The sequence below is a fragment of the Ensifer sp. 22460 genome, from assembly GCF_052044935.1.
Lineage (GTDB): Bacteria > Pseudomonadota > Alphaproteobacteria > Rhizobiales > Rhizobiaceae > Ensifer.
On the sequence record NZ_JBQENZ010000021.1, the window covers coordinates 87,964 to 111,524 of the forward strand.

Here is a 23,561-nt window from a genome sequence, read left to right on the forward strand (position 1 = left end):
CGGCGCTAGTTCTATCGAAGCGCCATCCATTCATTGGAACCGTCCGAGCCGGAGACCGTCCGCATGTCCCTCACGCTTTACCAGCATCCGCTTGCGTCCTTCTGCCATAAGGTGCTGATCGCGCTTTACGAGAACGATACCCCCTTCAAGAGCAGCCTTGTCGATCTGCTCGATCCTGAGGAAGCGGCCCGCTTTGCAGCACTCTGGCCGGTCGGCAAGATGCCGGTTCTGACCGACAGCGCCCGTAATGTCGTGATGCCCGAAACCTCCATCATCATCGAATATCTCGACCGCCACTATCCCGGCCGCCAGCGGCTGATCCCCGACGATCAGGATACGGCCCTCAAGGCGCGCCTCTGGGATCGCTTCTTCGATCTCTACATCCATGTGCCGATGCAGAAGATCGTCACCGATACGCTGCGCGCATCAGGCGAAAACGACCATCGCGGCGTCACCGACGCCCGCGCTTCCCTTGCCGTTGCCTATGGCATGGCCGACAAGCATTTCACTGAGAACACCTTCGCCGCCGGCGATGCCTTCAGCCTTGCCGATTGCGCGGCCACGCCTGCGCTCTTCTATGGCGGCATCGTCGAGCCCTTCGATGAGAAATACCCGCATCTCGCAGCCTATTTCGAGCGCCTGCTTGAGCGCGCCTCCGTGCGCCGCGTGCTCACCGAAGCGCGGCCTTATTTCCATATGTTTCCCTACCGGAACCTGATGCCCGAGCGGTTTTTCGAGATGTGAGCCACGCCCGGAAACGAAGTGAATACAGGGAGATCGAGCGCCTTCGTGAATCGGGATGGCAAGACGCTTTGTGACACCGTCCACCACTCCGTCCGCCGCCAATTCCAGGCGAAGTCTGCCCCTCACCCTAGCCCTCTCCCCGCACGCGGGGCGAGGGAACGTGCCCCTTCGCAGCGTTGTCGAGCGGAGCCGCCGTCAGAGAAAAATCGAAGATGCTTGCTGTTGAGACGAGCGGTTGCCACATGTCCCTTCTCCCCGCCCGCGGGGAGAAGGTGCCGGCAGGCGGATGAGGGGCTTCCCTCTATAGTCGATGCTACTTCACCTGCGCCGGCGGCGTGCCGATTGGGAAGGCGATGGTGACGAAGCCGGCGGTACCCTCCGGCCGGTTCTTGGCGCCGAATTCCTGGAAAATCTTCAGCGTCAGAGAGACCGGCGTCTCGGCCATCTTGAAATTGTAGCCCATGGTGCCGCCGATTGCGGCGATACGGCCCTTGAAGTCGCCGAGGCTTGCACCGGGACCGCTGTCGCCCGTCACCTGCTGGTAGAAGTAGCCCGCCACGCCGGCGGAGAATTCCTGGCCGAAGTGCCTGGTAACCGCCCATTCCGCGTGGAATTCCGTACCCGTGCGATAGTCCGTCGCCGGGTTCTCGCCGTTGAAGGTGAAGCCCGCCGCACCCGAAAGGTCGAAACCGGCTTCCGGGTTGAACCAGGTGCCGGCAAGGGTGAAGTCGCCTGCCCAGCGATTGAAGGAGAGATTGGCGAGCTCGCCTTTCTGGTAGTCGCCGATCGGCACGTTGAGGCTGGCGTTCGCCGTCCAGTGGAAATCGCCTTCGTGCCAGCCGAGCACGGCGCCAACCACCGGGTCGCCGATGGTGAAGATCGAGTCGCTTGCGGAGGCCGAACGGCCGGCCCTCGGCGCTGACAGCGTTGCATCGATGTCGGGGCCGCCGAAAGGCACGATCGCGGTAAAGCCGAGATTGCCGCCGAGCACCTCCTCGGGCATGACCCAGAGGCCGGTGCCGAAGACGCCGATCAGGGTCGCGTCGACTTCGCCGACGATCTGGCCGCCGAGCGGAAGCTGCTTGTTGCCCTTGAGCTCACCGACATAGAAATAGGTGTCGTTCTGAAAGTAGGTTCCGGGCGGTGCGAGAAGGCCGGCCATCGGGCCACGGGCACCGAGCAGATAGAAGCCGGCACCGTTTTCAGCCGCGTTCGCCGTCGAAGGCGCGACCACGCAACACAGGCCGGCAGCGATTGCCTATGCGGACAGCAAACTCTTGGCAACGCTCATCGAGTGACCCCCCTCATCTCTCGGCAGAGACGATAGCATTCCGCCATCTTCAAGCCAGCCCTAAGAAACAGGAGCCTCAAGAACCGCAACATCCGATTGCAGGACGGTGCAGGCATACACATCTTGCCCGCCCGGCACAGGCCGCTACCTTACCGCCTGTCGCCTTCGGTTTGTTCCACAACGGAGGCTTGCGTTTTCGTTGCTTTCCCAGCGCATCAGCAAAGGATCCGAGACCATGGAATACCGGCTGCTCGGCCGCTCCGGCCTGAAAATCTCTGTTATCACCATGGGCACGATGACGATTGGCGGCCGCGGCAAGTTCGCCGAGGTCGGCAATGTCGGCCTCAAGGACGCCCGCCGCTACGTCGATCTCTGCCTCGACGCCGGCGTCAACCTGATCGACACCGCCGATATCTATTCGATCGGCTACTCAGAGGAGATCATCGGCGAGGTGCTTGGCGGCAAGCGCAAGAACGGCGTGCTGGTCGCCACCAAGGCACGCTTCTCCATGGGGCCCGGACCGAACGACGGCGGCCTCTCGCGCCACCATCTGATCGCCGCCTGCGAGGCGAGCCTGAAGCGGCTGAAGACCGACGTCATCGATCTCTACCAGGTGCATGAATGGGATGGCCAGACGCCGCTGGAAGAAACGATGGAAGCGCTCGACAGCCTCGTCCGAAGCGGCAAGGTCCGCTACATCGGCTGCTCCAACTATTCCGGCTGGCACATCATGAAGGCGCTCGGCATCAGCGCGCTCGAGGGCCGGCAGCGCTTCGTCAGCCAGCAGATCCACTATACGCTGGAAGCCCGCGAGGCCGAATACGAACTGATGCCGATCTCGATCGATCAGGGGCTCGGCGTGCTCGTCTGGAGCCCGCTTGCAGGCGGCCTGCTCTCGGGCAAGCACCGGCGGGGCGAGACATCAGAGGGAACGCGCCAGCTTGCCGGCTGGAACGAGCCGCCGATCCGCGACGAGGAGCGGCTGTGGAAGATCGTCGACATGCTGGGCGCGATATCAGGCGAACGCGGCGTCTCGCCGGCGCAGGTCGCGCTCGCCTGGCTGATCGGCCGCAAGGGCGTCACGTCCGTCATCATCGGCGGCCGCACGGAAGCACAGTTCAGCGACAACCTCGCCGCCGCCGGCCTGAAGCTTTCCGACGAGGAAAAGGAACTGCTCGACGCCGTCAGCCTGCCGCCGGTGATCTATCCCTACTGGCACCAGCTCCGGAGCGCCAAGGACCGGCTCGGCGAAGCGGATCTCTCGCTGCTGGGGCCGCATTTGTAGAGGAAGGTGCCCTATCCGGCTCGCCAACGCCTCTTCAGCATCATGGAGCAAGTGCCACAAGATTCCGATGAAGGCCGACGCGATCTCGTGAGGAAAACCGACCTTCCTTCTCCATTGGACGGCAACAGACCTTTGCAGCGACCGCTTCGCGGATCCTGTTCCTGCTGAAGGCGGTACTCTCGTGAAGCGTCGCTATACGACCGTCTCAGTGGTATCATGAACCAGCACGGTCGCGGTTTCGGGCAGCCGGATGGTGCATGTCGCGTCAATTGCCTGGCTTCATCCGGCGGATCTCCTGAGGGGGAGACAGCCATGGCAACTGCAAGAGCAGAGCGGCGGCTGGCCGCGATCCTGGCCGCTGATGTCGTCGGCTATTCCCACCTCGTCGAACATGACGAGGCCGGGACGGTGTCGGCCCTCAAGGTTCTGCGCCGGGAGGTGATCGATCCGCTGCTGGCCGACCATCAGGGCCGTATTGTCAAGCTGATGGGCGACGGTGCGCTCGTGGAGTTCGGCTCGGTCGTCGATGCCGTCGCGTGCGCGGTCGCCATCCAGAAGGGGGTTGCCGAGAACCAGGCCGATATCCCGACGGAGCGACGCATCATCTTCCGGATCGGCGTCAATCTCGGTGATGTGATCCATGAGGTTGATGGGGATCTCTACGGCGATGGCGTCAACATCGCGGCCCGCCTCCAGACCTTGGCGGATCCAGGCGGCATTTGCATTTCCGGCACGGCGTACGATCACCTCCCGGGCAAGCTTGACTGCGGCTACGAGTACCTCGGCGAACGCGCGCTCAAGAACATGGAGCGGCCGGTGCGACTGTACCGCCCCCTTCTGGAAAGGACGACCGCAGGAACGGTATCGCCCAGGCCCGCACTTCCGGATCGACCATCCATTGCCGTGCTGCCGTTCAACGTCATGAGCGCCGACCCGGAGCAGGACTTCTTCAGCGATGGACTCACCGAGGACATCACCACCGCGCTATCCAAGCTCAAGGGCTTCTTCGTGATCGCCCGCAACACGATGTTCACCTACAAGGGAAAGCCCGTGGATGTGCGCGCCATCGGGCGCGAACTCGGGATCCGCTATATTCTCGAGGGGAGTGTGCGCAAGTCCGGCAACCGGGTAAGGGTGACCGCGCAGCTCATCGATGCGGCCTCCGAAGTCCAACTCTGGGCCGAGAGGTACGACGGCGACCTCGGCGACATCTTCGTCATTCAGGACGAAATCACTGCAAGCGTCGTCGGCCGCATCGGGCCGGAACTCCTGGCGGCAGAGCATGCCCGCGAAAGCCCCAAGCCGCATCATGGCCTTGATGCTTGGGAATGTGTCGTGCGGGCGGTGTTCCTATGTTCCCAGTTGTCTGAGGAGAGCAGCGGCAAGATGCTCCCCCTACTCGATCGGGCAATCGGACTGGCTCCCGGTTATGCCCAGGCGCTCGCGATGAAAGGTTGGATTACCGTGTGGCGCGCGTTCCAGGGGTGGGAGGACATGGGGTACGCCCTGGCCCTTGCCAGGGATTTCGTCCAACAAGCTATTGCCGCGGACGATAAGGAACAGTGGACTTACCTTGCGCAGGCGATGATAGCCTTTGCGACGCGTGACAATGTCCTGGCGATGGCAGCGATCAGCCAGGCTGTCGCGATCAACCCCAACTCCGCGTTTGCGCACGGCCAGTTGGGGCTTGCGCATGCCAACGGGGGCCGCGCGGCGGACGCCATTCCTTGCATCGACTACGCCCTCAGACTGAGCCCGCGCGAGGCTTTTCTCGGCGACTTTCAGTTTTACTACGCCATGGCTTATTTCCAGGGCGCGAATTACGAACTTGGATTGAGTTACGCACGGGAGGCGCATCGCTTGCGGTCCGGCCACGCGGTTCCGCTGATCATCGGCACGGCCTGTGCCGGACTTCTGGACAACCAGGAGGCTGCCACGGACTTGCTCGGACGGCTGAAGTCGCTAGTCCCTGACATCTCACGGGACGCCGTCGCAGCAACATCTTCTTTCGTTCGCGCCGAGGATCGGGCGCGTCTGATCGAGGGACTTGCCCGTGCCGGCCTGAATTGACGGGTTGGATCGACCTCGAGAACCGATCGCTCCCCATCAGAGGCACGCACGCAGGAAAATTCCGATCCAGCCGGAGCCTCGGCGGTGATGTCTCTCCGGCAGCACCCCGCACAGCAAACGCCGCCATCGCCCCTTGACTTCTCGCCGAGCATCGCCATTTCATATCATATGATACACGAAGTCGCGGCATAGGAGACGACCATGGCCAACGCTCAATCGGCTTTCGCCCCTGATCGGCAAACGGCCCGGCAAGAAGAGGCTGTCATCGTCAAGGCCGTGGTCAAAGCCTGCGACCTCTGGAACCTCACCAACAGAGAGGCGGCCCAGTTGTTCGACGTGCCGATCGCCACCTGGAACCGCATGAAGGCGGGTGACTTCAAGGGCAGGCTTGACCAGGACAAGCGCATGCGCGCGAGCCTGATCGTCGGCATCTTCAAGGGGCTGCGGCTCTTCTTCAACGGCCCACTCACCTATCAATGGCCGAAGGCGGTCAATACCGGCCCGCTGTTCAATGGCCACTCGCCCGTCGATCTGATGATCGAGGGCGGCATTCCGGTGATGCTGAAGGTGCGACGCTATCTCGATGGCCTGCGCGGCGGCCTATGATACCCGAGATCGATTTCAACGAGCCGGCGACCGTCCGGCTGATCTCGACCGCCTATATTGACGAGCCCGCCGTCAAGCCGCTCGCCGACGATGACGACGAGATCGAAATCCTCAACCGGCTGGAGGCTATGACCTCGGCGCGCCTCAGCCCCCTCGCCCTGCCTGTCGGCGTCGATCCGGCCGAACTGCTGAACGAGACCTTCGGCTACGGCTGGTCGCTGATCAATGCCGCCTTCTGCCATGCGCGCCCGCCGGGCAACCGCTTCAACGGCGAGGAGCGCGGCGCCTGGTATTGCGCCTTCGGCCCGCGCGCGCTTCAAACCTGCCAGGCGGAAATCGTCTATCACCGCACCCGGGCGCTCAGCGAAGCCGGCAGCTTTCACGACATCGGCCGCTACCGCGAACTGATCGCCGGCTTCACCTGCCGCTTTCATGATGCGCGCGGAGAAAAGGGAGCCGCCTATCTCGATCCCGATACCACGGTCGCCTACCCCGCCGGCCAGGCGCTCGCCGCCACCATTCTGGCGGAAGGCGGCAACGGCCTGATCTACCCTTCCGCCCGCGACCCCGAGGGCGAATGCCTCGCCGTCTTCCGCCCCGCCGTCATCCAGAACATCCGCCAGGGCCGCACCATCACCTTTCAATGGTCGGGCGCGCCCGAGCCGCGCATTCTGGACGAGGATTGATCGGCCGGCACATAAGCCGCCCGCGACAGCGAGCCGCAATGTTCCCGCAATGCAGCCTAACGACAAGGACTTGCCTTTCCGGATTCCGGCGCTAGACTTGCCGGGACCGGATTCGGCCTGAACAGAAACAACTTATAAATCAAATTGTTATTGGCGCCTTTGCCCGGCGGAACACGCGCCACGCGTCGCGCAAATCTGCCCCTCACCCTCCCCTTTTCCCCGCCTGTGGGGAGAGGGAAACGGTAAGCGTCCCGCCTCGCCGTAGCCCGTTGAAGGCTGCGACCAGACAGGATCGGCGCGACCTGCAAACGCTAGAGATGGACACAGGCAAGCGCCACAGCGTCCCGTCTCCCCGCAGGCGGGAGACGGTGCCGGCAGGCGGATGAGGGGGCAATCCTCACCGTGCGGATGAGGGCAAATCCCTCACCGCGCGGATGAGGGGCACGCGGCAACCGCCTCGCTCCACGCGGGCCCGGCGTCAACCATGAGGAAACGAATGACGATAACGCTTCTACCCGTCGATGCCGTCGATCCCGACGCCATCCGAAAACTGGACGTGCATGAAAGCCAGATGGATTTCATCGCCAGCAACGAGGAGTCGCTGGAAGAACTCGCCGAACGCCCCGAATGCGTCGGCTTTGCCGTGATGATCGAAGGCGCCCCCGTCGGCTTCGCCATGTATGCGCTCGATCCGGATGACGGCAACCACTGGATCTACCGCCTGATGATCGACGCCCGCCACCAGGGCAAGGGCTACGGTGTCAAGGCGCTTGCCGCCCTGCTGGAACATATGGCCGGCATCCCCGAATGCGGCGACATCTATCTCGGCGTCTACCCGGAAAACACCCGCGCCCACGCCCTTTATCACCGCTTCGGTTTCCGCGAGACCGGCATGATGCTCGGCGAGGAGAAGGTGATGCGCTGGATCGCCCATCGAAATAGCCCCTCGGAGCATCGTCCCGCTCGGCAGCGGATGGGATCATTGCGATCCCATCCACATGCCCCGCGGGGCGTTATGACGCGACTGAGGCCGCCACCGGTTTCGTCAGGCGCAGGCCGAGAACCAGCAGCCCGCCCAGCGCATAAACGACGACGACCGAAAGCCAGATCGCGCCCGGCCATTGCGCGCGAACGACGAAGTAGATGCTCGAGAACGCGAGCGGACTGATGATCGATGCCAGGCTCACGGCCGAGGCCAGCACGCCCTGGAACTGGCCCTGCTGGTTCTCGTCGACCTGCCGGGTCGCGAGCGATTGCAGCGCCGGCACGCCGATGCCGCCGAGCGCAAAGACCGGCATGATCGCGAAGATCATCCAGCCCTCGGTCGCAAAGGCCATGACGGTCAGGGCAACGCAGACGCCGGCGACGCCCACCAGAATGGCGCCGCGCTCGCCGAAGCGTTTTACGGCCGGTCCCGGGAGAACCGCCTGGGCAAACGTCTGGCAGACGCCAAAGGCGCCGAGCGATAGGCCGATCCAGAGCCCGTTCCACTGGAACGTCTCGCTGCCCCAGAGCGCCCAGCAGGTGCCATAGGCCTCGCCCGTGGCGCTGAAGATCAGGAAGAGAAAGACGATCGGCAGCACGCTCTTCACCGAGAACACCCAGCGCAGCGGCCGAAGCGGGTTGAGCGCGGCAAGGTCGATCCTCTCGCGGCTCGGTGCGCGCGACTCCGGCAGCACGAAGTACGCCAGAGCCAAATTGCAGCCGTTCAGGACCGCCGCGGCGACGAAGGGCAAACGCAGCCAGTGGTCGCCGAGCACGCCGCCGAGAACCGGGCCGATGATGAAGCCGATGCCGAACATGGCGTTGAACAGGCCGAAGCGCTGCGCACGCTTGTCCTCGGGCGTGATGTCGGTGAGGTAGGCGGTTGCGACCGACATGTTGGCGCTCGTCAGCCCGGCGATCGCACGGCCCGCAAAGAGCATCCAGAGATTGGGCGCAAAGGCGAGGAACAGATAGTTGACCGCAGCACCCGCGAGCGAGATCAAGAGCACGGGCCGGCGGCCCAGCCGATCGCTGAGCGCACCCAGCACCGGCGCGCAGATGAACTGCATGACCGCGTAGAGCGCGGTCATCGTGCCGATATAGGGCGCCACGTTGTCGGCATGGATCACGTCCTTCAGCAGCGAAGGCAGGATGGGAAAGATGAGGCCGATGCCCACGGCATCGAGCACAATGGCAGTAAAAATGACGATGAGGGATTTCTTCATGATGCGTTCCGATCAACGCAAGCACGCCCACGCCAAGAGGCGCCGATGCCTTGCGATTGGGTGACCTGACGATGCAGGCGATAGGTTTTGGGAAACGCTGGCCGATCCGTGCTCAAACGGCAGGGATGGCGTGTGCTTGACTGCCTGGACGTGGATTCGTCCACCTGTTTACTCCGCCACTGAGCGGATCAAGGGAAGCAGTCGCTTTTCGCGATGGCATGCAATTAACACCGGATGGCGGGACGCGGCAAGCCCCACGTTTTTGCGGAAGCAGAAGCGCGCCGCGCTCAGCACCGGCAAATGGTCAACAGGGCCTTTTTCGACTACAGTTGCGGCAGAAACCACGACATTCGTCAGAGCGGACAAGTCCTTGAGCCCGGCCCGACTGTGGCCTCCCTTTCGGTGGCCGCGGAACTCGGGACGGAGCGCCCGCTTTCCGATGCAGAATTCGTGAGTGGAGCGCAGCGATGGAACAGAACTCCGAGATCGGCCCGGCCGAAGCTGACGACTTTCCTGCCATTCGATCCTTGTGCAACGGCTTCCTCGACTGGTGCCGATCGCGCTATGGCGAAAACGCCTGGTTCGTCGACCGGTACTACACGCCGGAACAATGGGCCGCACTCCTGGACAGCCTGCCGAAAATCCATTCGGCTCCAGATGGGGAGATTCTTGTTGCCCGCCTGAACGGAAAGGTGGTCGGCTGTGTGATGATGCAGCGGATCGACGAACGTACATGCGAGATGAAGCGAATGTTCATCAGCCCGGAGGGCCGAGGCTTGGGGCTGGGCCGCCGTCTCGCCGAGGCCCTCGTGCGCGTGGCAACCGAGCGGGGCTATGCCGCCATGCGGCTGGATACCGGCCGCAACCACGATGAGGCGTTGAGCCTCTACCGCTCCCTGGGATTCCAGGAGATCGCACCCTACTACAAAGCACCTCCCGAACTGCGCAACCATCTCATCTTCATGGAAGCCCCTCTGGCCGGGTAGTCGCGTCCCCCCTCGCGATGTGTCTTCGCAGTGGCAGAGCAAGGTTGCAGAACAGTGTCGAAGCCTGCCTCATCGAGCCATGTTGAGCTCGGAGACCGGCATGGAGATGGTGCAGCGCAGGCCATCCGGCCCAAGGGCGAAGCTCGTTCTCGCCTCAAGCTGGTAGGGCAGCGCCCGCTCGATCAGTTCGCGCCCGTGCCCGATGCCCTCGCCGGCACCGGTTGCCGGCGCCATGCGCACGCCGCTTTCGTGCCAGTCGATGTGAAGCCAGAGCTTTTGATCCTGCCCGGCCTCGACATGCCAGCGAACGGAAAGTGCTGCACCGGCCTGACCCAAGGCACCGTACTTGACGGCATTGTTGGCCAGTTCATGAAGGGCCATGGTCAGCGTTTGCACCGTCGACGAACGCAGCTTCACGCCGCTGGGACCGTCCAGCCGCACACGCCCCATATCCGCATCCACCGCCGCCAGTTCTGCCCGGAGCAGCTCATCGAAGGTGACCCGCTGCTGGTTGGCCAGGCGCGACAACAGGCCCTGGACCCTGGCCAGCGCCGACAGGCGGCTGCGAAAATGCGCGCTGAAATCCGGCAGGTCCTTGGCTCTGCGGGCGGTGGTTTCGGCAACGGCCCGGACAACCGCCATGAGGTTTCGGGTGCGATGCTGCAGCTCGGCAACCAGCGCCTTCTGGCGGTCTTCCCATTGCCGCCGCTCGGTGGTGTCGGTCATCGCGCCCACCATGCGGATCGCCTGCCCGCCTTGATCGTAGAAGAAACGGCCGCGGCCGTGCAGCCAGCGAACGGCGCCATTCGGATGCAGGGTGCGAAACTCCGTGACGAACTCTGTGCGGGCCTCCCGCGCGTGCTGCAGCAAGGCCTCGGTCTCCGCCCGGTCATCCGGGTGGATGCGCGCGGACCAGTTTTCATAGCTGGGCGTCACCTCGTCCACCCCGTAACCCAGCATGCGAAAATACTCGTCGCTCCAATGCACCTCTCCGGTTAGGACATTCCAGTCCCAGAGCCCCAGACCGCCGACCTCCACCGCCGTCCGCAACCGTTCCTCGCTCGCCCGAAGCGCCGTCTCCGTCTTCTCGCGCTCGATCAGGTCGGCCGCCTGTCGTGCCAGCACGTCGAGGAGACGCAGTTCCCGCTCCTTCGGTCGGTGCACATGCGCCCAATGGGTCGACAACATCCCGATGAGCGTTCCGACGCGGGAATGGAGCGGCGTGGTCTGCACGGCGCGGATCCCGCTCTGCCGGTAATGGGCCAGATCCGCCGTACCCTGCATGAACGCAGCGGTTTCGACATCCGAAACGACGACGCGCCGCCCGGTGCGCAGGGCGAGCGCGCAGGTGGAAGCCCGGTCCATGCTGACCCAATGCCAGAATTGCGCGGCCTCGTCGCTGAAGCCGCGATGGGAAAGCAGGCGTAGCTCTCCAGCGGCGCCCCGGTCGGCATCCAGCATCTGCAGGCTGGCGAATTGCGAGCGCATGATGGCGGCCGCACCATCCAAAATGGTCTCGTAGACGGCCTGCGGTCGCCCGTCCTTGATCAGTTCGAGGCTGATGGCCTGCAGCCGCTCGCTGTCTTCCAGCTCGGCCTTCATCTGTTCCCGGCTTTGATCGTGCGCGATGGTCATCGAGGCGCTCCCTTCCCGACGAGACACCCAAGGGCGCAGCGGCAGCCGTGCAAAGGACGTTGTCGCGCAAATCCGCGCCAACTGCTGGCAGCTTGCTCCGGGCCTACCCCTATCGCCTCAGTGCAATCTCCCTCTATACACCATTTCGGCGAGTGGGCTCCCTCCAGTTGCAACGGTGCGCCGGATCAGTGCGCCGCCAGCACCCTCGCCTCCACCGGCTGGTCGATGCCCTTCAGGACAAGCAGCCGGGTTCCGGCGCCCATCGTGAGCGCTGCCGCCTCAGCGGCGGTCTCGGTCGAGATCAGGATCTCGCCCGCCTCGGCCTGGGATTCAAGCCGCGACGCCAGGTTGACCGTGCCGCCGATCGCGGTGAAATCGCTGCGGAAGCTCGAGAACTCGCCGATCTCGACCTCGCCCGAGTGAATGCCGACCCCGACACCGAGCGGTTGCTCACCCAGCCCGTCGAGGTCCAGGCTGCCGAGTGCTTGCGCGCAAAGCCGCTGGATATCGAGCGCCGCCCGGATCGCGGCTTCTGCGTGATCCTTCCTGATAATGGGAAAATTGAAGATCGCCATCAGCCCGTCGCCCATCTGCTTGTTGACGATGCCGTCATGCGCCCAGATCGCCTCGGCGCAGCGATCCTGAAACAGGCTGACGATTTCGCTGAGCCTGATGCGCTCGATGCGCTCGGACAAATGGGTGAAGCCGCGGATGTCGGCAAAAAGAATGGTCGCGCTTGCCGCTACGTGACTCTGCTTCTTGACGTAACGGAAGGAGCGTTCGCAGATCGTGCAGATGTTCGGGTTCATCTTGCTGCGGGTGATGCCAAAGGCACGAAACGGCAGCGCCAGCGGCCCGCGAATGGGGATCGGCATGTGCATCTGGTCCCAGCATCCGCGGCAGATCCTGGCGTCGCCGCGATTGGCCGGCTGCATGGTAGAGGCTTCGGTCATGGTCTGCGTCTCCGGCTCACATGGCCAAAGTGGCGTAGACGGAGCTTCTGCCATTTGTCGCGCTTTAGCAACGGCTGGAATAATACAAGGCGCCTGCCGTACGGCCCGGCCGTTACTCGGCAAACAGGTTCGCGGCCATGAAGTCGACGAAGGCACGGACCTTTGGCGAGAGATATCGATTGGTCGGCCACAGCACGCGGAATGTGCCCGTTTCGCGAAGGCAATCCTCCAGCAGCGATACCAGCTTGCCTTCCGCCAGTTCCGACGACACGGCGAACGGCGGCAGACAGGTGATGCCGAAGGATCGCTCCGCCAGGAAGATCAAGGGCTCGAGTGTGCTCGCAACCGTGGTCACGGGCAGATCGAGCTTGACCTCGCGCCCGTCACGAACGAGCGGCCAGGGTTCGAGGCGGCCGGAGTTCGCGTACCGGTGATGGAGGCAGCGATGCCCGAGCAGGTCTTCCGGCACCTTCGGCCGACCGTGCGCGGCGAGATACTCCGGCGCCGCGACGATCCTGTGCCGGAACGTCCCGAGCTTGCGGCTCATGAGGCGCGTATCCTTGACCTCGCCTGTTCGGATGACGGCATCGAAGCCCTCCTCGATGACGTCGACCAGCCGATCGGTGAAATCGAGGTCGAGGTTGATCAATGGGTAGGCTCGCATGAAATCCGATATGGTCGGCATCAGGAGCATGCCGGCCAAGGGCAGGCTGACACGAAGCTGGCCGCGCGGTGTCGCGTGCGACCGCGACAGCTGCGCCTGGGCTGCCTCGAATTCGGATTGGATGCGGCGACAGGTATCGAGAAAGAAGCTCCCGTCCTCGGTCAGCGCCATGCTTCTCGTCGACCGATTGAAGAGACGCACGCCCATCTCGTCTTCGAGCCGCGCGATGGCCTTGCCGACCGCAGAACCCGAAAGGCCGAGCCGATGGCCGGCGGCCACGAAGCTGCCTGCCTCTGCGACCTGAATGAAAATGCTGAGCGTTCCGAGCTTGTCCATCGTCTGCCGATTGCGGAATTACTTTCCGAAGTGATGAGAATACCCGCTCGTTTATCCGCTATTTCTCCCTCGATATCCAGATGTCGTCGCGGTCGATGCGCTGCGATGTTCAAATGGAGAGCCCCATGAATACGAGCCTTACCCCCACCTTCTCAGCTTCCCCCGCTCCGACGACCTTTGTCGTCAACGTCATCCACGCTCACCCCGGCAAGCAGGAGGAAGCCTTCGCGATCATCCAGGACGTTGTGCACTACGTCGCCGAGCGGAAGGAAGGGTTCCTGTGGAGCACTTTGGCGAAGAGCACGGACGGACAGACGGTCGTCAATGTCGAGGCAATCCAGGGAACCGGAAATGTCGGTGAGTTCTTCTCCGACCCGGTGTTCGTGGAGAAGTTCCGGAAGCTGGACGAGGTCTCCCGGAGCGAGTTTCACACCTACTCGGTCGGCGATCTCGTCCTGCCGAAGCGCGTATCCGTGGCCTGATCGCTGCTGCATGTTTCCCTTAGCCGTACCCGGTTAAAGGACAAAAACATGCAGCAATTCAAAGTGCTACAGCGACCTTTGCGCGTCTGACAAGACGCGCGGCGCTACTGCATGTTTCCTTTAATCGTACCCGATTAAAGGACAAAAACATACAGCAATTCAAAGTGCTATAGCGCCTCTATCATCCCGCCTTCTTCACCGGCGGGATGACCCAGGAGCCGTCGAGAATGGAGGGCGGGCTGTCGTCGGGCCAGTAGAGCCGCATCATCAGGATGAACTTGCCCTTCGGCGCGGGCAGCCAGTTGTTCTCCTTGTCAGCTCCGGGCGTTTCGTTCTGGATGTAGATCTCCGTCGACCCGTCGGCATTGGCCTTGGGGCTGACGCGTGCGCTGATCGAATAGCGATTGATCGGATTGTCGACGAAGAAGTAGTCCTCGTCATACATGGTGATCGACCAGAAACCGCGCACCGGCGGCAATTGCCCCTTCGCGAAGGTGATGACGTACTTGTTCGCGCCGTGGTAGGCGCGAGAGAAGAGGCCGTCCTTGGATTTCAGCGACGTCGGATAGATCGCATCCTGAGGACGATTGGCACCGAGACCGATCGCCGTGATCAGTGCGCGCTGCAGATAGCCCGTGCCGTAGATGCCGGTCTTGGTGGTAAAGCCCCAGCCATTGATGTCCTGAACGTCGCCATCGCTGAACTTGAAATGCAGCATGATGCGATGGAACGCCATGGCGGGAATGCGCGAGATGAAAGCGGCATCCAGCTTGCTCTTGTCGAAATCCTTGCCGGGCACGATGCCGATCTCGGCGAACTTGGCGACCGCTTCCGCATCCGCAGCCGTCGGCGGATTGGTCTTCATCAGTTCGCAGAGCAATGTGAAGTACTCGACCGCGTCCATGCGGTTGACCTGTTCGCGCACCGCCGTCTTCATGTCGATGGTCGGGTCGATCTTGCCCGCCGGTGGCGTCCAGTCCTTGCCATAGGCGCTGAGCGGCGAGAGCTTGCACTGATCCTGCAGCGCGTGAACCGCCGCATAGTCCTCGGGCGAGCCATCGCAATAGATGCGACCGAGGATCCAGACGACGCTCGTTGCCGACTTGTATTCGGTCACGCCGTCGGGAATGGTGCCCTGCCAGCCGGGCCCGGTGATCGCGTAGGACTGCGCCCCGTCGCCGGTCGTCCGCTTGCCCGGCACCTGAAACACCGTCGTCCAGCCGTCGAGCATCGGGAACAGGAAGTAGCGATCCTTCATGTCCGGGATCGACAGCACCCAGGGCTCCTTGCTGACGTCGACGAAGGCCGTCGTATAAAGCGTATCGGCGTTCGGCGCGGTCACGTCCTTGAAGGAAGCGTTCGGATACTCCCTAAGCTTGATGATATGCCCCATCGGCCCCTTGCTGCCCTCAGGCTGTGCCACATTGGTGACGACGCGGCGGGTCATTTCCGTCGTCACCAGCGGATAGCCGTAGATATAGGCTTCCACCGCCAGCCAGAATTCGTCAGCCGCCTCGACCGGATCGATCAGCGGAGATTCCAGAGCATTCGCAGGTAAAGTTGAAACCGTTGCGAGCAGGCCAGCGCCTCCCAAAGCGACGGCACGACGTGTCATGTCCATATTCGCCTCCCTCTTGCCCTCATGGCGACGAGAGGTTAGCACATACTAAATAATGCTACTAGGCATTGTATCCGTGTGAATTTCACGCGAGCTAGCGGCATTTGCTGCGATCAGCTGCCCCGACTCGCGGGGCAGCACGAGATGCGACTGCCAAGCAGCCAATCAGAACGACAGGCGGTTGCTGGACCAGACCGGGCCGAGGCGCTCTTCTTCCTTAAGCGTCGCGGAACCGTAGGAGAAGCGCAGGCCCCCGAAGATGGTGCTCGTGTCACCGGAGACCGAGGCGCTCAGCCCCGACAGCTCCTCATTGGTGTATTTGTAGCCGGCAAAGAGCGTGACCGGGAAAGCGTCCAGCCGGTAGTTGGCCGTCAGCTTCAGGCTGCGCAGATCGTAATCCAGGTCGTTTTCGCTCATGCGATGAAGCGAGCCGTCGACGTCGAAGCGCAGGTTGTCGGTCGCGTAAATGCGGGCACCGAGCGAGCCCATGTAATGATCGGCGTCGATGTCGTCGAAGTCTTCCACGCTCGCCTGGCCGTAGCCGACCGCACCATGCAGCGTCCAGGTATCGAGAAAATAGGCCCCTTCGAGGCCACCCATGTAATCGTTGAGGTCGACGCCAATGCCCGGGTCGAGGCGCGCGCCTTGCACAAAGACGCCTGCCGCATAGAGATCGTTGCGGTAGTAGCCGTGCAGCGCGCCGTCATAGCTGTTGGTATCGACGTCTTCATAGGACGCGCGCGTGTAGCCGAGATCGACCTGCAGGTTCAGGCCGGCACCGGCATCGAAGTTCACGGCGCCGCGCAGGTCCCATGCATCCGTATCGATATCGCCGGGTGTATCGACGCCGGCGCCATAGGAGCCCTCGATATAGCCGACAATGCCGCCGGATGCTTGCTCCACCGGCACTTCATAGGCGTCCTGCGTCCCGACCAGCGGACCGTCGATATCCGCGGCGGCCGCAAACTGAACACTTGATAAAAGAAAAATGACGAAACCGCTCGCCCTGACCATTGCCCCACTCCGGTTGAAACCCCTGAGAATAGGTAAGCAAATATGGTTAATACAATCTCTACGGGAAACCGACGGAGCGGACCGCTAACGGCGCCACGGTTCGGACACTGTGGTAGCCGCTCATCCGACATGCGGGCTGCTTCTTCCCGCTCACCGCCCAACACTTGCGGCTGCCCCTCATCCGCCCGGTGAGGGCTTGCCCCTCATCCGGCCTGCCGGCCACCTTCCCCGCGCGCGCGGGGATGAAGGGCACGCGTGGCGCCCGCTCGCCTCGACGACAAGCGCCACAGTTTCACTCCGGGCTAATTGGTTTGCCCCCGACTAAACCCCGTTTGACCCTGACTGCGGCCGCGTTCGAAAACGCCGCGAACCGGGCTCGTCCCCTCTCCCCGCTTGGCGGGGAGAGGGTTAGTCCTCGGGTTAAACCCGAGGAGAGGGGCAAGCCCGCCCTTAGGCGTCAGCAGAGTGACGTCCCTACTGCTTGGCGATCTTCTCGCGCAGGCGCTCGTCCTGTGCGGCGATCTCGGGCGTCAGCGCGTCGCCGAAATCGGCGGCCTCGAAGACCGGGCGGATTTCGATTTCGCTCGGGCCCGGCATCGGGTTCGGGCAGCGCTTCACCCAGGCGATCGCCTCGTCCATGTCCTTGACGGTCCAGATCCAGAAGCCGGCGACCAGTTCCTTGGTCTCGGCGAAGGGGCCGTCGATGACCAGTCGATTGGGCCCGTCGAAGGCGACGCGGGCGCCCTTGGAGGAAGGATGCAAGCCTTCGCCCGCCTGCATGATGCCGGCATTGACCAGTTCCTCATTGTACTTGCCCATGGCTTCGAGAAGCTCGGTCGTCGGCATCTTGCCCGCTTCGCTGTCCTCGGTCGCCTTTACAAAAACCACTACGCGCATCGTCCAATCTCCTCTGTCACGCCGGTCCCGGTCGTTGCGACCCTAAGGGGGTATCGGCGCGGTGAAACCCAGATAGTGAGAGCGGTTTGCGGGCGAAAGGCCCGCGCGGATTTTTTTCCTATCCCGCTCCGGTGGAGGAAGCCGAATGGGCCTCCCTGGCTAAATGACGAACGGGCAACGATGGGTCCGACATCGCTGGCGAAATTTTTCAGGAAAAATGATGATGTGGAGGGAGGCGAACGGAAAGCCAAGGCCAGCCTGTCCATTGCTGCCCGTCCTCGCAGGCTCCGTAGGCTCGGCGGTCGCAGCACCCTCCACCCTCATCTCTGTGCTCGTCACAGAGATCCAGCCGCCGTGCGTCGGCACGGCGGGAGATGGAGTGCCAACACTCGACATTTGGAAGATCTCTCGCGCCGCCGACGCGGCGCGGCTGGATTCCTGTGACAAGCACAGGAATGAGGAGGCCTTGATGGGCGTCCCACTGCCCAATGAACGAACAAGGGCCACGCCGCGCCGGCATGGCCCTCTGTCATCGTGCGTTCTCTCCGGCCGAAATCCTCGGCCACAGCGTGCTACTGCACCTGCTGATGCAGCTCCGCCAGCGCCTGCCGCAGGTCGTCGATCGGCGTCTGGTTGGCCATCTTCTTGCCTTCCAGCTCCGGCGGCATCTTCCAGCCGGGGTCGATGCCTTCCATGTTGGGCAGTTCGTGCGCAATGCCCTTGTGGCAGTCGATGCAGGTCGCCTTGCCGGAAAGCAGATAGCGGGTGTGGATCTCGGCCGCCCGCTGCGTCTGCTTCTGCAGGTCCATGGCGACGGAGGAGTGGCAGTTGCGGCATTCCAGGCTGTCATTGGCCTTCATGCGCGCCCATTCGTGCTGCGCCAGTTCCAGCCGTTTTTCGAGGAATTTCGACCTTGTGTTGATGGTGCCGAAGATCTTGCCCCAGACCTCCTTCGACGCCTGCATCTTGCGGGCGATCTTGTCGGTCCACTGGTGCGGCACGTGGCAATCCGGACAGGTGGCGCGCACGCCGGAGCGGTTGGAGAAGTGGATGGTGCGCGTCAGCTCCTGGTAGACGTTGTCGTGCATCTCGTGACAGGAGGTGCAGAACTTCTCGGTGTTGGTGAGTTCCAGCGCGGTGTTGAAGGCGCCCCAGAACATGACGCCGCCGATGAAGCCGCCGAGCGTGAGGAAGCCCAAGCCCAGCGTGCCGGCCGGCGTCGCCATGATGTGCCAGGCCCAGAGGATAAGTTTCCTGATCCATGCGATCATGATGTCACTCGCTTCCGGCCGGCTTGAAGCCCAACTCGCTCATGTCCTTGAAATTGCTCGGCACCAGCGGGCTGGTGTCAGCCTGCGGCACATGGCAGGCCGTGCAGAAATAGCGCCGCGGCGAAACGTCGGCGATCATCTGCCCGTCGCGCGTCATGTAATGGGTGACGCTGATCATCGGCGCGCCCGAATCCTGTGTGAATTCGCGCTTGTGGCAGGAAAGGCAGCGGTTGGCATTGACCGAAAGTTCGTAGCCCTCGATCGAATGCGGGATGACCGGCGGTTGGTCGGGATAGGCGCGCATCTTGCGCTTGTCGTCGACCACCCATTTCGGCAGCGGTGCCGCCGCCTCGGTCGCCATCTGCGGCGTCGGGCCTTCGAGCTGCGGCACCAGCTTTTCCGCAACTTGAGCCACGGCGGCGGTGGTGACGAACACCATCAGCCCGGCGGCCATCGCCATCCAGACGGGCCGCTTCGGGCCAGCAAAGGTGCGAAGCGGTCTTGCCTGAGGAACGGTCCCGAAACAAAGAGACAGGACGTTTCCGCAAATCCGCTTCAGCCGAGAAAACCCTAGAGGGTGACGGGAACGATCTTGACCGCGCATTTTTTGAAATCCGTCTGTTTGGAGATGGGATCGGTGGCGTCGAGAGTGACCTTGTTGATGAGCTGGCTCGCGTCGAACCAGGGAACGAAGATGACGCCGGGCGGCATGCGGTTGCGGCCGCGGATATCGACGCGCGAGCGGATTTCGCCGCGCCGCGAGACGATGCGCACTTCCATGCCCTGGTTGATGCCGCGCTTGCGGGCGTCCTCGGCATTCATGAAGACGCGTGCACCCGGAAACGCCTTGTAGAGTTCCGGCACCCGCATGGTCATCGAGCCCGAGTGCCAGTGTTCCAGCACCCGGCCGGTCACCAGCCAGGTGTCGTACTCCTCGTCGGGGGATTCGGCCGGCGGCTCGTAGGGCACGGCGAGGATGATCGCTTTGCCGTCCTTGTTGCCATAAAATTTCACGCCCTCGCCCGCCTTCACGTAAGGGTCGAAGCCCTCGCGGTAGCGCCACTTCGTCTCCTGGCCGTTGACGACAGGCCAGCGTAAGCCCCTGACCTCGTGATAGGTGTCATAGGGCGCCAGGTCATGGCCGTGGCCGCGGCCAAAGGTGGCATATTCCTCGAACAGGCCCTTCTGGATGTAGAAGCCGAAGTCCTTGGCCTCGTTGTTGTCGTACTCGGCGCTGACGTCGGTGATCGGGAAGCGGTCGACTTCGCCGTTCTTGAACAGGACTTCGAACAGCGTCTTGCCGCGATATTCGGGGCTGGCGTCGAGGATCTCCTTCGGCCACACCTCGTCCGTGATGAAGCGCTTGGAGAATTCCACCAACTGCCAGAGATCCGAGCGCGCCTCGCCGGGGGCCTGGACGAGCTGGTGCCAGACATGGGTGCGCCGCTCGGCATTACCGTAGGCCCCTTCCTTCTCCACCCACATGGCGGCGGGCAGGATCAGGTCGGCGCTCATCGCGGTGATCGTCGGATAGGCATCGGAAACGACGATGAAATTGTCCGGGTTGCGATAGCCCTGCCAGGTCTCGTTGGCGGTGTTGGGTCCTGCCTGGACGTTGTTGTTGACCTGCACCCAGTAGAAGTTGAGCTTGCCGTCCTTCAGCATCCGGTCTTGCTGCACGGCGTGATAGCCGGGCTTTTCCGGGATGATGCCGTGCGGGATGCGCCAGATTTCCTCCGCATGCTTGCGGTGCTCGGGATTGGTCACCACCATGTCCGCCGGCAGGCGGTGCGCGAAGGTGCCGACCTCGCGCGCCGTGCCGCAGGCCGAAGGCTGGCCGGTCAGCGAGAACGGGCTGTTGCCGGGCTCGGAGATCTTGCCGGTCAGAAGGTGCAGGTTATAGACCATCTGGTTGGCCCAGACGCCGCGCACATGCTGGTTGAAGCCCATGGTCCAGAGCGACATGACCTTGCGGCTCGGGTCGGCATAGAGCTCGGCAAGCTGCTTCAGGAATTCCGGCTCGACGCCGGTCAGTTCGACGGTCTTTTCCAGCGTGTATTCCGAAACGAATTCCTTGAACGCCTCGAAATCCATCGGCTCGGTCTTGCCCGGGTCCTTGGAGTTGGCGGCATTGACCTCGACCGGATTGTCGGGCCTCAGGCCATAGCCAATGTCGGTGACGCCGCGGGCAAACTTGGTGTGCTTGCTGACGAAGTCCTCGTTGACGCGGCCAGTCTCGATGATGTGGTTGGCGATATAGTTGAGGATCGCCAGATCCGTGCCTGGCTTGAAGACGATCGGGATGTCGGCCAGGTCCATGCTGCGATGGGTGAAGGTCGAAAGCACCGCGACCCGCACATGCGGCTGGCCGAGGCGGCGATCGGCGACGCGCGTCCAGAGAATCGGGTGCATCTCCGCCATGTTCGAGCCCCAGAGCACGAAGGCATCGGCGTTCTCGAAATCGTCGTAGCAGCCCATCGGCTCGTCCATGCCGAAAGTGCGCATGAAGGCGACGGCGGCAGACGCCATGCAGTGGCGGGCATTGGGGTCGAGGTTGTTGGAGCGGAAGCCCGCCCGCATCAGCTTCGTCGCGGCATAGCCCTCGAAGATCGTCCACTGGCCGGAGCCGAACATGCCGACCGCCGTCGGCCCCTTCTCCTTCAGCACCTTCTTCGCCTGCTCGGCCATCACGTTGAAGGCCTCGTCCCAGCTCACCGGCTCGAACTCGCCGTCCTTGGCGTAGGCGCCGCCGCGCTTGCGCAGGAGCGGCGTCGTCAGCCGGTCGTTGCCATACATGATCTTGGAGAGGAAATAGCCCTTGATGCAGTTGAGGCCGCGGTTGACCTCCGCCTGCATGTCGCCGTGGGTGGCGACGACCTGGCCCTCCTTCACGCCCACCATCACGCCGCAGCCCGTGCCGCAGAAGCGGCACGGCGCCTTGGACCATTTGATCTCCAGCGCGTTGACACCGCCGGGCACCGGCTGTGCGGCGGCAGGCAGCGCTATGCCGGCCGTGGCGGCGGCGATGCCGGCTGCGTGGGCTTTCAGAATGTCACGCCGCGTCAGTTGTCCGCTCATGGCTCCTGCCTTTCCTCTTCCATTTCGACATGCTCGAAAACCATGTTGGCCGAGATCACCCCATCAAGCAGCGAGATCTTCGTCAGGCACTCGCCGAGCTGGCCCGTACTGGTGCCTTCGATGACGATGACGATCTTGCCGCCGCCGTGACCGTGGATTTCGACGTTTTCCATTCCCTGCAGCGTCTGAAGGATGCTCTCGGTGCTGTCAGGCATCGTGGCGACCACGGCGCTCGAAATGTGATAGGGCGTGCCCGCCTTTGCCGTTGCGGCCTCAGACATGAGCCACCTCCGCTTCCATTGCCTTGACCGCGATCGCGCTGACCGGGCAGCCCGAGAGGCAGGCGCCGCAACCGGTGCATTTGGCCTCGTTGATCTCAGGCAGGAACGGCCCGCCGATGCGCGGGCGAAAGCGGATCGCCTGCTCCGGACAGCTTTCGCCGCAGGACTGGCAGGCGACGTTGCGGCGCGCCAGGCACGTATCGGTGATCGCGGCGACATGGGGGAAGCGCCGCACGTCCTTTGCCTCGAACACCGGCTGAGGACAGGCTTCCTCGCAGGCGCCGCAAAAGGTGCATTCGCCGCGCGAAAAGTCGACGAAGGGGAGACCGTCTGCGAGACGGATTATGCCGGTGGGACATCGTTCCCCGCAGGCGCCGCAGCCGGTGCAGGCCGCAAGGCTTGCCTCCGAAACACCGGGCGGCCGGATGCGGGCGGGCTTTGCGGCGGCGCGGCCGGTAAAGAGTTCACGGCGGGAAAGAGGTTCGATGCCCATGGCCAACCTCAATGTCCCGGAGGACCAGGCGGCCCGAAGATGATCTGCAGCATCCAGACGAGGAAGCCATAGCCGCCGACGATGCCGACGGCGACGATCGGCCAGATGCCGAAGGCGAGCACCAGGAAGGTGAGCAACTCCGCAAGCCGCGAGCGCGGCGGCCTTTCGATCGGCTGTGGCTGAACGAGTTCTGGCATTTCTGCGTCCCCCAACACAATCTAAGGTAAGATGCGCCACCCGAAATAAAAATCAATCCCGTAACCGGCAGATGACAAGAATGTATCCTGTTGCAGAATAGATAGCGAACTGAGCGGGTCATTGATCTGGGTCAAAACAACAGGATTCCAACGGGAAAATCGTCCGAAACTCTCGGATCGCGCGCCGAAATAACTCGCGAAGAACAAACAATTTTACGAGATTCGTTATGTTTAAAAGAATACATCGATTCAGGACCGATCGCCCGAGCCAGTCAAACAGCGCAAATGTCGGGCGAATTTCACGGACGGTGAACGCGGCGCTGGCTCGGCCGCAGCGCCTGACACGACCACTCTTGCAACCCAGGGCTTTATCCCCTATCCCGAACGCATGACACAGCTTCTCGAAATCGGAACCACGCGCGTGCTGAAATGCGCAAATGATGGCCCCCTCCTCAAGGTGCCGGGCGACGCCAATGATTTTCTCGGCGACGCCTGGGCGCATGAGGCCACCGTGGTGGCGATCCCTGTGGAACGGCTCGGCCCGGATTTCCTCGATCTTTCGACCCGTATTGCCGGCGACGTGTTCCAGAAGTTCGTCAACTACCGCATGCGGCTCGCCATCGTCGGCGATATCGGCGCCAGGCTCGAAGGCAGCAAGGCGCTGACCGATTTCGTGCGCGAGACGAACAAGGGCAATTCCATCTGGTTCGTCCCGGATTTCGAGACGCTCAGCGCCAGGCTTGCGAGCGCGCCGGCCGCCTGAT

At 63.0% G+C, this 23,561-nt stretch carries 22 protein-coding genes and 1 pseudogene; 9 read left to right on the forward strand and 14 right to left on the reverse strand.

The window, feature by feature from the left end; translation table 11 throughout:
- Positions 1–63: 63 nt before the first annotated feature.
- Positions 64–744: a glutathione S-transferase family protein gene (locus ACTJKM_RS23895; RefSeq protein WP_057253852.1), complete on the forward strand. Its 681-nt coding sequence runs from the start codon at positions 64–66 to the stop codon at positions 742–744.
- Positions 745–1,057: 313 nt separating this feature from the next.
- On the opposite strand, the gene ACTJKM_RS23900 is transcribed toward ACTJKM_RS23895, so the two are convergent.
- Positions 1,058–1,978: a SphA family protein gene (locus ACTJKM_RS23900; protein ID WP_245296082.1), complete on the reverse strand. Its 921-nt coding sequence runs from the start codon at positions 1,976–1,978 to the stop codon at positions 1,058–1,060.
- A 292-nt stretch (positions 1,979–2,270) separates the two neighbouring features.
- On the opposite strand from ACTJKM_RS23900, the gene ACTJKM_RS23905 reads away from it, so the two are divergent.
- The 5 genes and pseudogenes from ACTJKM_RS23905 to ACTJKM_RS23925 all read left to right on the forward strand — a co-directional run.
- Positions 2,271–3,320, forward strand: a complete 1,050-nt coding sequence (locus ACTJKM_RS23905) for an aldo/keto reductase (RefSeq protein WP_058327155.1) — start codon at positions 2,271–2,273, stop codon at positions 3,318–3,320.
- Between the two features lie 312 nt (positions 3,321–3,632).
- Entirely contained in the window at positions 3,633–5,390 is a 1,758-nt protein-coding gene (locus ACTJKM_RS23910) for an adenylate/guanylate cyclase domain-containing protein (RefSeq protein WP_058322432.1), read from the forward strand.
- A gap of 201 nt (positions 5,391–5,591) precedes the next feature.
- A complete protein-coding gene (locus ACTJKM_RS23915) occupies positions 5,592–5,996 on the forward strand; it encodes an antitoxin Xre-like helix-turn-helix domain-containing protein (RefSeq protein ID WP_058327119.1) in 405 nt (134 codons plus the stop codon).
- Entirely contained in the window at positions 5,993–6,682 is a 690-nt protein-coding gene (locus tag ACTJKM_RS23920; RefSeq protein ID WP_058327120.1) for an RES family NAD+ phosphorylase, read from the forward strand. The genes ACTJKM_RS23915 and ACTJKM_RS23920 overlap by 4 nt, the downstream gene beginning before the upstream one ends.
- Positions 6,683–7,253: 571 nt before the next feature.
- Positions 7,254–7,520, forward strand: a pseudogene (locus tag ACTJKM_RS23925) (GNAT family N-acetyltransferase); the annotation flags it as partial.
- Positions 7,521–7,695: 175 nt separating this feature from the next.
- Here ACTJKM_RS23925 and ACTJKM_RS23930 read toward each other — a convergent pair.
- Positions 7,696–8,892: a TCR/Tet family MFS transporter gene (locus ACTJKM_RS23930; protein ID WP_057253842.1), complete on the reverse strand. Its 1,197-nt coding sequence runs from the start codon at positions 8,890–8,892 to the stop codon at positions 7,696–7,698.
- A gap of 467 nt (positions 8,893–9,359) precedes the next feature.
- Between ACTJKM_RS23930 and ACTJKM_RS23935 the strand changes: the two genes are divergently transcribed.
- Positions 9,360–9,878, forward strand: coding sequence for a GNAT family N-acetyltransferase (locus ACTJKM_RS23935; protein WP_058327122.1), 519 nt, complete (start codon positions 9,360–9,362; stop codon positions 9,876–9,878).
- Positions 9,879–9,947: 69 nt separating this feature from the next.
- On the opposite strand, the gene ACTJKM_RS23940 is transcribed toward ACTJKM_RS23935, so the two are convergent.
- The 3 genes from ACTJKM_RS23940 to ACTJKM_RS23950 all read right to left on the reverse strand — a co-directional run bounded on the left by ACTJKM_RS23940 (position 9,948) and on the right by ACTJKM_RS23950 (position 13,466).
- Positions 9,948–11,513 (reverse strand): sensor histidine kinase, encoded by a 1,566-nt coding sequence (locus ACTJKM_RS23940; RefSeq protein ID WP_058327123.1) that lies wholly within the window; start codon positions 11,511–11,513, stop codon positions 9,948–9,950.
- A gap of 185 nt (positions 11,514–11,698) precedes the next feature.
- Complete coding sequence (locus ACTJKM_RS23945; protein ID WP_058327124.1) at positions 11,699–12,466, reverse strand: adenylate/guanylate cyclase domain-containing protein; 768 nt, start codon at positions 12,464–12,466, stop codon at positions 11,699–11,701.
- Positions 12,467–12,578: 112 nt separating this feature from the next.
- On the reverse strand, positions 12,579–13,466 hold the full coding sequence (locus ACTJKM_RS23950; protein ID WP_058327125.1) for a LysR family transcriptional regulator: 888 nt from the start codon (positions 13,464–13,466) through the stop codon (positions 12,579–12,581).
- A gap of 125 nt (positions 13,467–13,591) precedes the next feature.
- On the opposite strand from ACTJKM_RS23950, the gene ACTJKM_RS23955 reads away from it, so the two are divergent.
- Positions 13,592–13,948, forward strand: a complete 357-nt coding sequence (locus tag ACTJKM_RS23955; protein ID WP_057253833.1) for an antibiotic biosynthesis monooxygenase — start codon at positions 13,592–13,594, stop codon at positions 13,946–13,948.
- 181 nt (positions 13,949–14,129) lie between these two features.
- Here the strand turns inward: ACTJKM_RS23955 and ACTJKM_RS23960 are convergent, their stop codons facing one another.
- The 9 genes from ACTJKM_RS23960 to napE form a co-directional block, all read right to left on the reverse strand.
- Positions 14,130–15,569: a DUF1254 domain-containing protein gene (locus ACTJKM_RS23960; protein ID WP_058327126.1), complete on the reverse strand. Its 1,440-nt coding sequence runs from the start codon at positions 15,567–15,569 to the stop codon at positions 14,130–14,132.
- A 162-nt stretch (positions 15,570–15,731) separates the two neighbouring features.
- Positions 15,732–16,580 (reverse strand): hypothetical protein, encoded by an 849-nt coding sequence (locus ACTJKM_RS23965; protein WP_058327127.1) that lies wholly within the window; start codon positions 16,578–16,580, stop codon positions 15,732–15,734.
- Positions 16,581–17,054: 474 nt separating this feature from the next.
- Positions 17,055–17,477, reverse strand: a complete 423-nt coding sequence (locus ACTJKM_RS23970) for a YciI family protein (protein ID WP_057253827.1) — start codon at positions 17,475–17,477, stop codon at positions 17,055–17,057.
- 572 nt (positions 17,478–18,049) lie between these two features.
- Positions 18,050–18,748, reverse strand: a complete 699-nt coding sequence (locus ACTJKM_RS23975) for a NapC/NirT family cytochrome c (RefSeq protein WP_058327128.1) — start codon at positions 18,746–18,748, stop codon at positions 18,050–18,052.
- 4 nt (positions 18,749–18,752) lie between these two features.
- Positions 18,753–19,208: a nitrate reductase cytochrome c-type subunit gene (locus tag ACTJKM_RS23980; protein ID WP_058322419.1), complete on the reverse strand. Its 456-nt coding sequence runs from the start codon at positions 19,206–19,208 to the stop codon at positions 18,753–18,755.
- Positions 19,209–19,318: 110 nt separating this feature from the next.
- Complete coding sequence (gene napA / locus ACTJKM_RS23985; RefSeq protein ID WP_058322418.1) at positions 19,319–21,826, reverse strand: periplasmic nitrate reductase subunit alpha; 2,508 nt, start codon at positions 21,824–21,826, stop codon at positions 19,319–19,321.
- Complete coding sequence (locus ACTJKM_RS23990) at positions 21,823–22,107, reverse strand: chaperone NapD (RefSeq protein WP_058327129.1); 285 nt, start codon at positions 22,105–22,107, stop codon at positions 21,823–21,825. The genes napA and ACTJKM_RS23990 overlap by 4 nt, the downstream gene beginning before the upstream one ends.
- Positions 22,100–22,606 (reverse strand): ferredoxin-type protein NapF, encoded by a 507-nt coding sequence (gene napF, locus ACTJKM_RS23995; RefSeq protein WP_440661137.1) that lies wholly within the window; start codon positions 22,604–22,606, stop codon positions 22,100–22,102. The genes ACTJKM_RS23990 and napF overlap by 8 nt, the downstream gene beginning before the upstream one ends.
- Positions 22,607–22,608: 2 nt before the next feature.
- On the reverse strand, positions 22,609–22,797 hold the full coding sequence (napE, locus tag ACTJKM_RS24000; protein WP_058327131.1) for a periplasmic nitrate reductase, NapE protein: 189 nt from the start codon (positions 22,795–22,797) through the stop codon (positions 22,609–22,611).
- 388 nt (positions 22,798–23,185) lie between these two features.
- Here napE and ACTJKM_RS24005 point away from each other — a divergent pair, with 388 nt between their 5' ends.
- Entirely contained in the window at positions 23,186–23,560 is a 375-nt protein-coding gene (locus ACTJKM_RS24005) for a DUF4180 domain-containing protein (RefSeq protein ID WP_058327132.1), read from the forward strand.
- Position 23,561: the final 1 nt, after the last annotated feature.

What these genes read in the sequence shown, in the direction of transcription:
- ACTJKM_RS23895 (WP_057253852.1), top strand. Translation starts at nt 64, where the DNA reads ATGTCCCTCACGCTTTACCAGCATCCGCTTGCGTCCTTCTGCCATAAG.
- ACTJKM_RS23905 (WP_058327155.1), top strand. Translation starts at nt 2,271, where the DNA reads ATGGAATACCGGCTGCTCGGCCGCTCCGGCCTGAAAATCTCTGTTATC.
- ACTJKM_RS23910 (WP_058322432.1), top strand. Translation starts at nt 3,633, where the DNA reads ATGGCAACTGCAAGAGCAGAGCGGCGGCTGGCCGCGATCCTGGCCGCT.
- ACTJKM_RS23915 (WP_058327119.1), top strand. Translation starts at nt 5,592, where the DNA reads ATGGCCAACGCTCAATCGGCTTTCGCCCCTGATCGGCAAACGGCCCGG.
- ACTJKM_RS23920 (WP_058327120.1), top strand. Translation starts at nt 5,993, where the DNA reads ATGATACCCGAGATCGATTTCAACGAGCCGGCGACCGTCCGGCTGATC.
- ACTJKM_RS23930 (WP_057253842.1), bottom strand. Translation starts at nt 8,892, where the DNA reads ATGAAGAAATCCCTCATCGTCATTTTTACTGCCATTGTGCTCGATGCC.
- ACTJKM_RS23935 (WP_058327122.1), top strand. Translation starts at nt 9,360, where the DNA reads ATGGAACAGAACTCCGAGATCGGCCCGGCCGAAGCTGACGACTTTCCT.
- ACTJKM_RS23940 (WP_058327123.1), bottom strand. Translation starts at nt 11,513, where the DNA reads ATGACCATCGCGCACGATCAAAGCCGGGAACAGATGAAGGCCGAGCTG.
- ACTJKM_RS23945 (WP_058327124.1), bottom strand. Translation starts at nt 12,466, where the DNA reads ATGACCGAAGCCTCTACCATGCAGCCGGCCAATCGCGGCGACGCCAGG.
- ACTJKM_RS23950 (WP_058327125.1), bottom strand. Translation starts at nt 13,466, where the DNA reads ATGGACAAGCTCGGAACGCTCAGCATTTTCATTCAGGTCGCAGAGGCA.
- ACTJKM_RS23955 (WP_057253833.1), top strand. Translation starts at nt 13,592, where the DNA reads ATGAATACGAGCCTTACCCCCACCTTCTCAGCTTCCCCCGCTCCGACG.
- ACTJKM_RS23960 (WP_058327126.1), bottom strand. Translation starts at nt 15,569, where the DNA reads ATGGACATGACACGTCGTGCCGTCGCTTTGGGAGGCGCTGGCCTGCTC.
- ACTJKM_RS23965 (WP_058327127.1), bottom strand. Translation starts at nt 16,580, where the DNA reads ATGGTCAGGGCGAGCGGTTTCGTCATTTTTCTTTTATCAAGTGTTCAG.
- ACTJKM_RS23970 (WP_057253827.1), bottom strand. Translation starts at nt 17,477, where the DNA reads ATGCGCGTAGTGGTTTTTGTAAAGGCGACCGAGGACAGCGAAGCGGGC.
- ACTJKM_RS23975 (WP_058327128.1), bottom strand. Translation starts at nt 18,748, where the DNA reads ATGATCGCATGGATCAGGAAACTTATCCTCTGGGCCTGGCACATCATG.
- ACTJKM_RS23980 (WP_058322419.1), bottom strand. Translation starts at nt 19,208, where the DNA reads ATGGCGATGGCCGCCGGGCTGATGGTGTTCGTCACCACCGCCGCCGTG.
- napA (WP_058322418.1), bottom strand. Translation starts at nt 21,826, where the DNA reads ATGAGCGGACAACTGACGCGGCGTGACATTCTGAAAGCCCACGCAGCC.
- ACTJKM_RS23990 (WP_058327129.1), bottom strand. Translation starts at nt 22,107, where the DNA reads ATGTCTGAGGCCGCAACGGCAAAGGCGGGCACGCCCTATCACATTTCG.
- napE (WP_058327131.1), bottom strand. Translation starts at nt 22,797, where the DNA reads ATGCCAGAACTCGTTCAGCCACAGCCGATCGAAAGGCCGCCGCGCTCG.
- ACTJKM_RS24005 (WP_058327132.1), top strand. Translation starts at nt 23,186, where the DNA reads ATGACACAGCTTCTCGAAATCGGAACCACGCGCGTGCTGAAATGCGCA.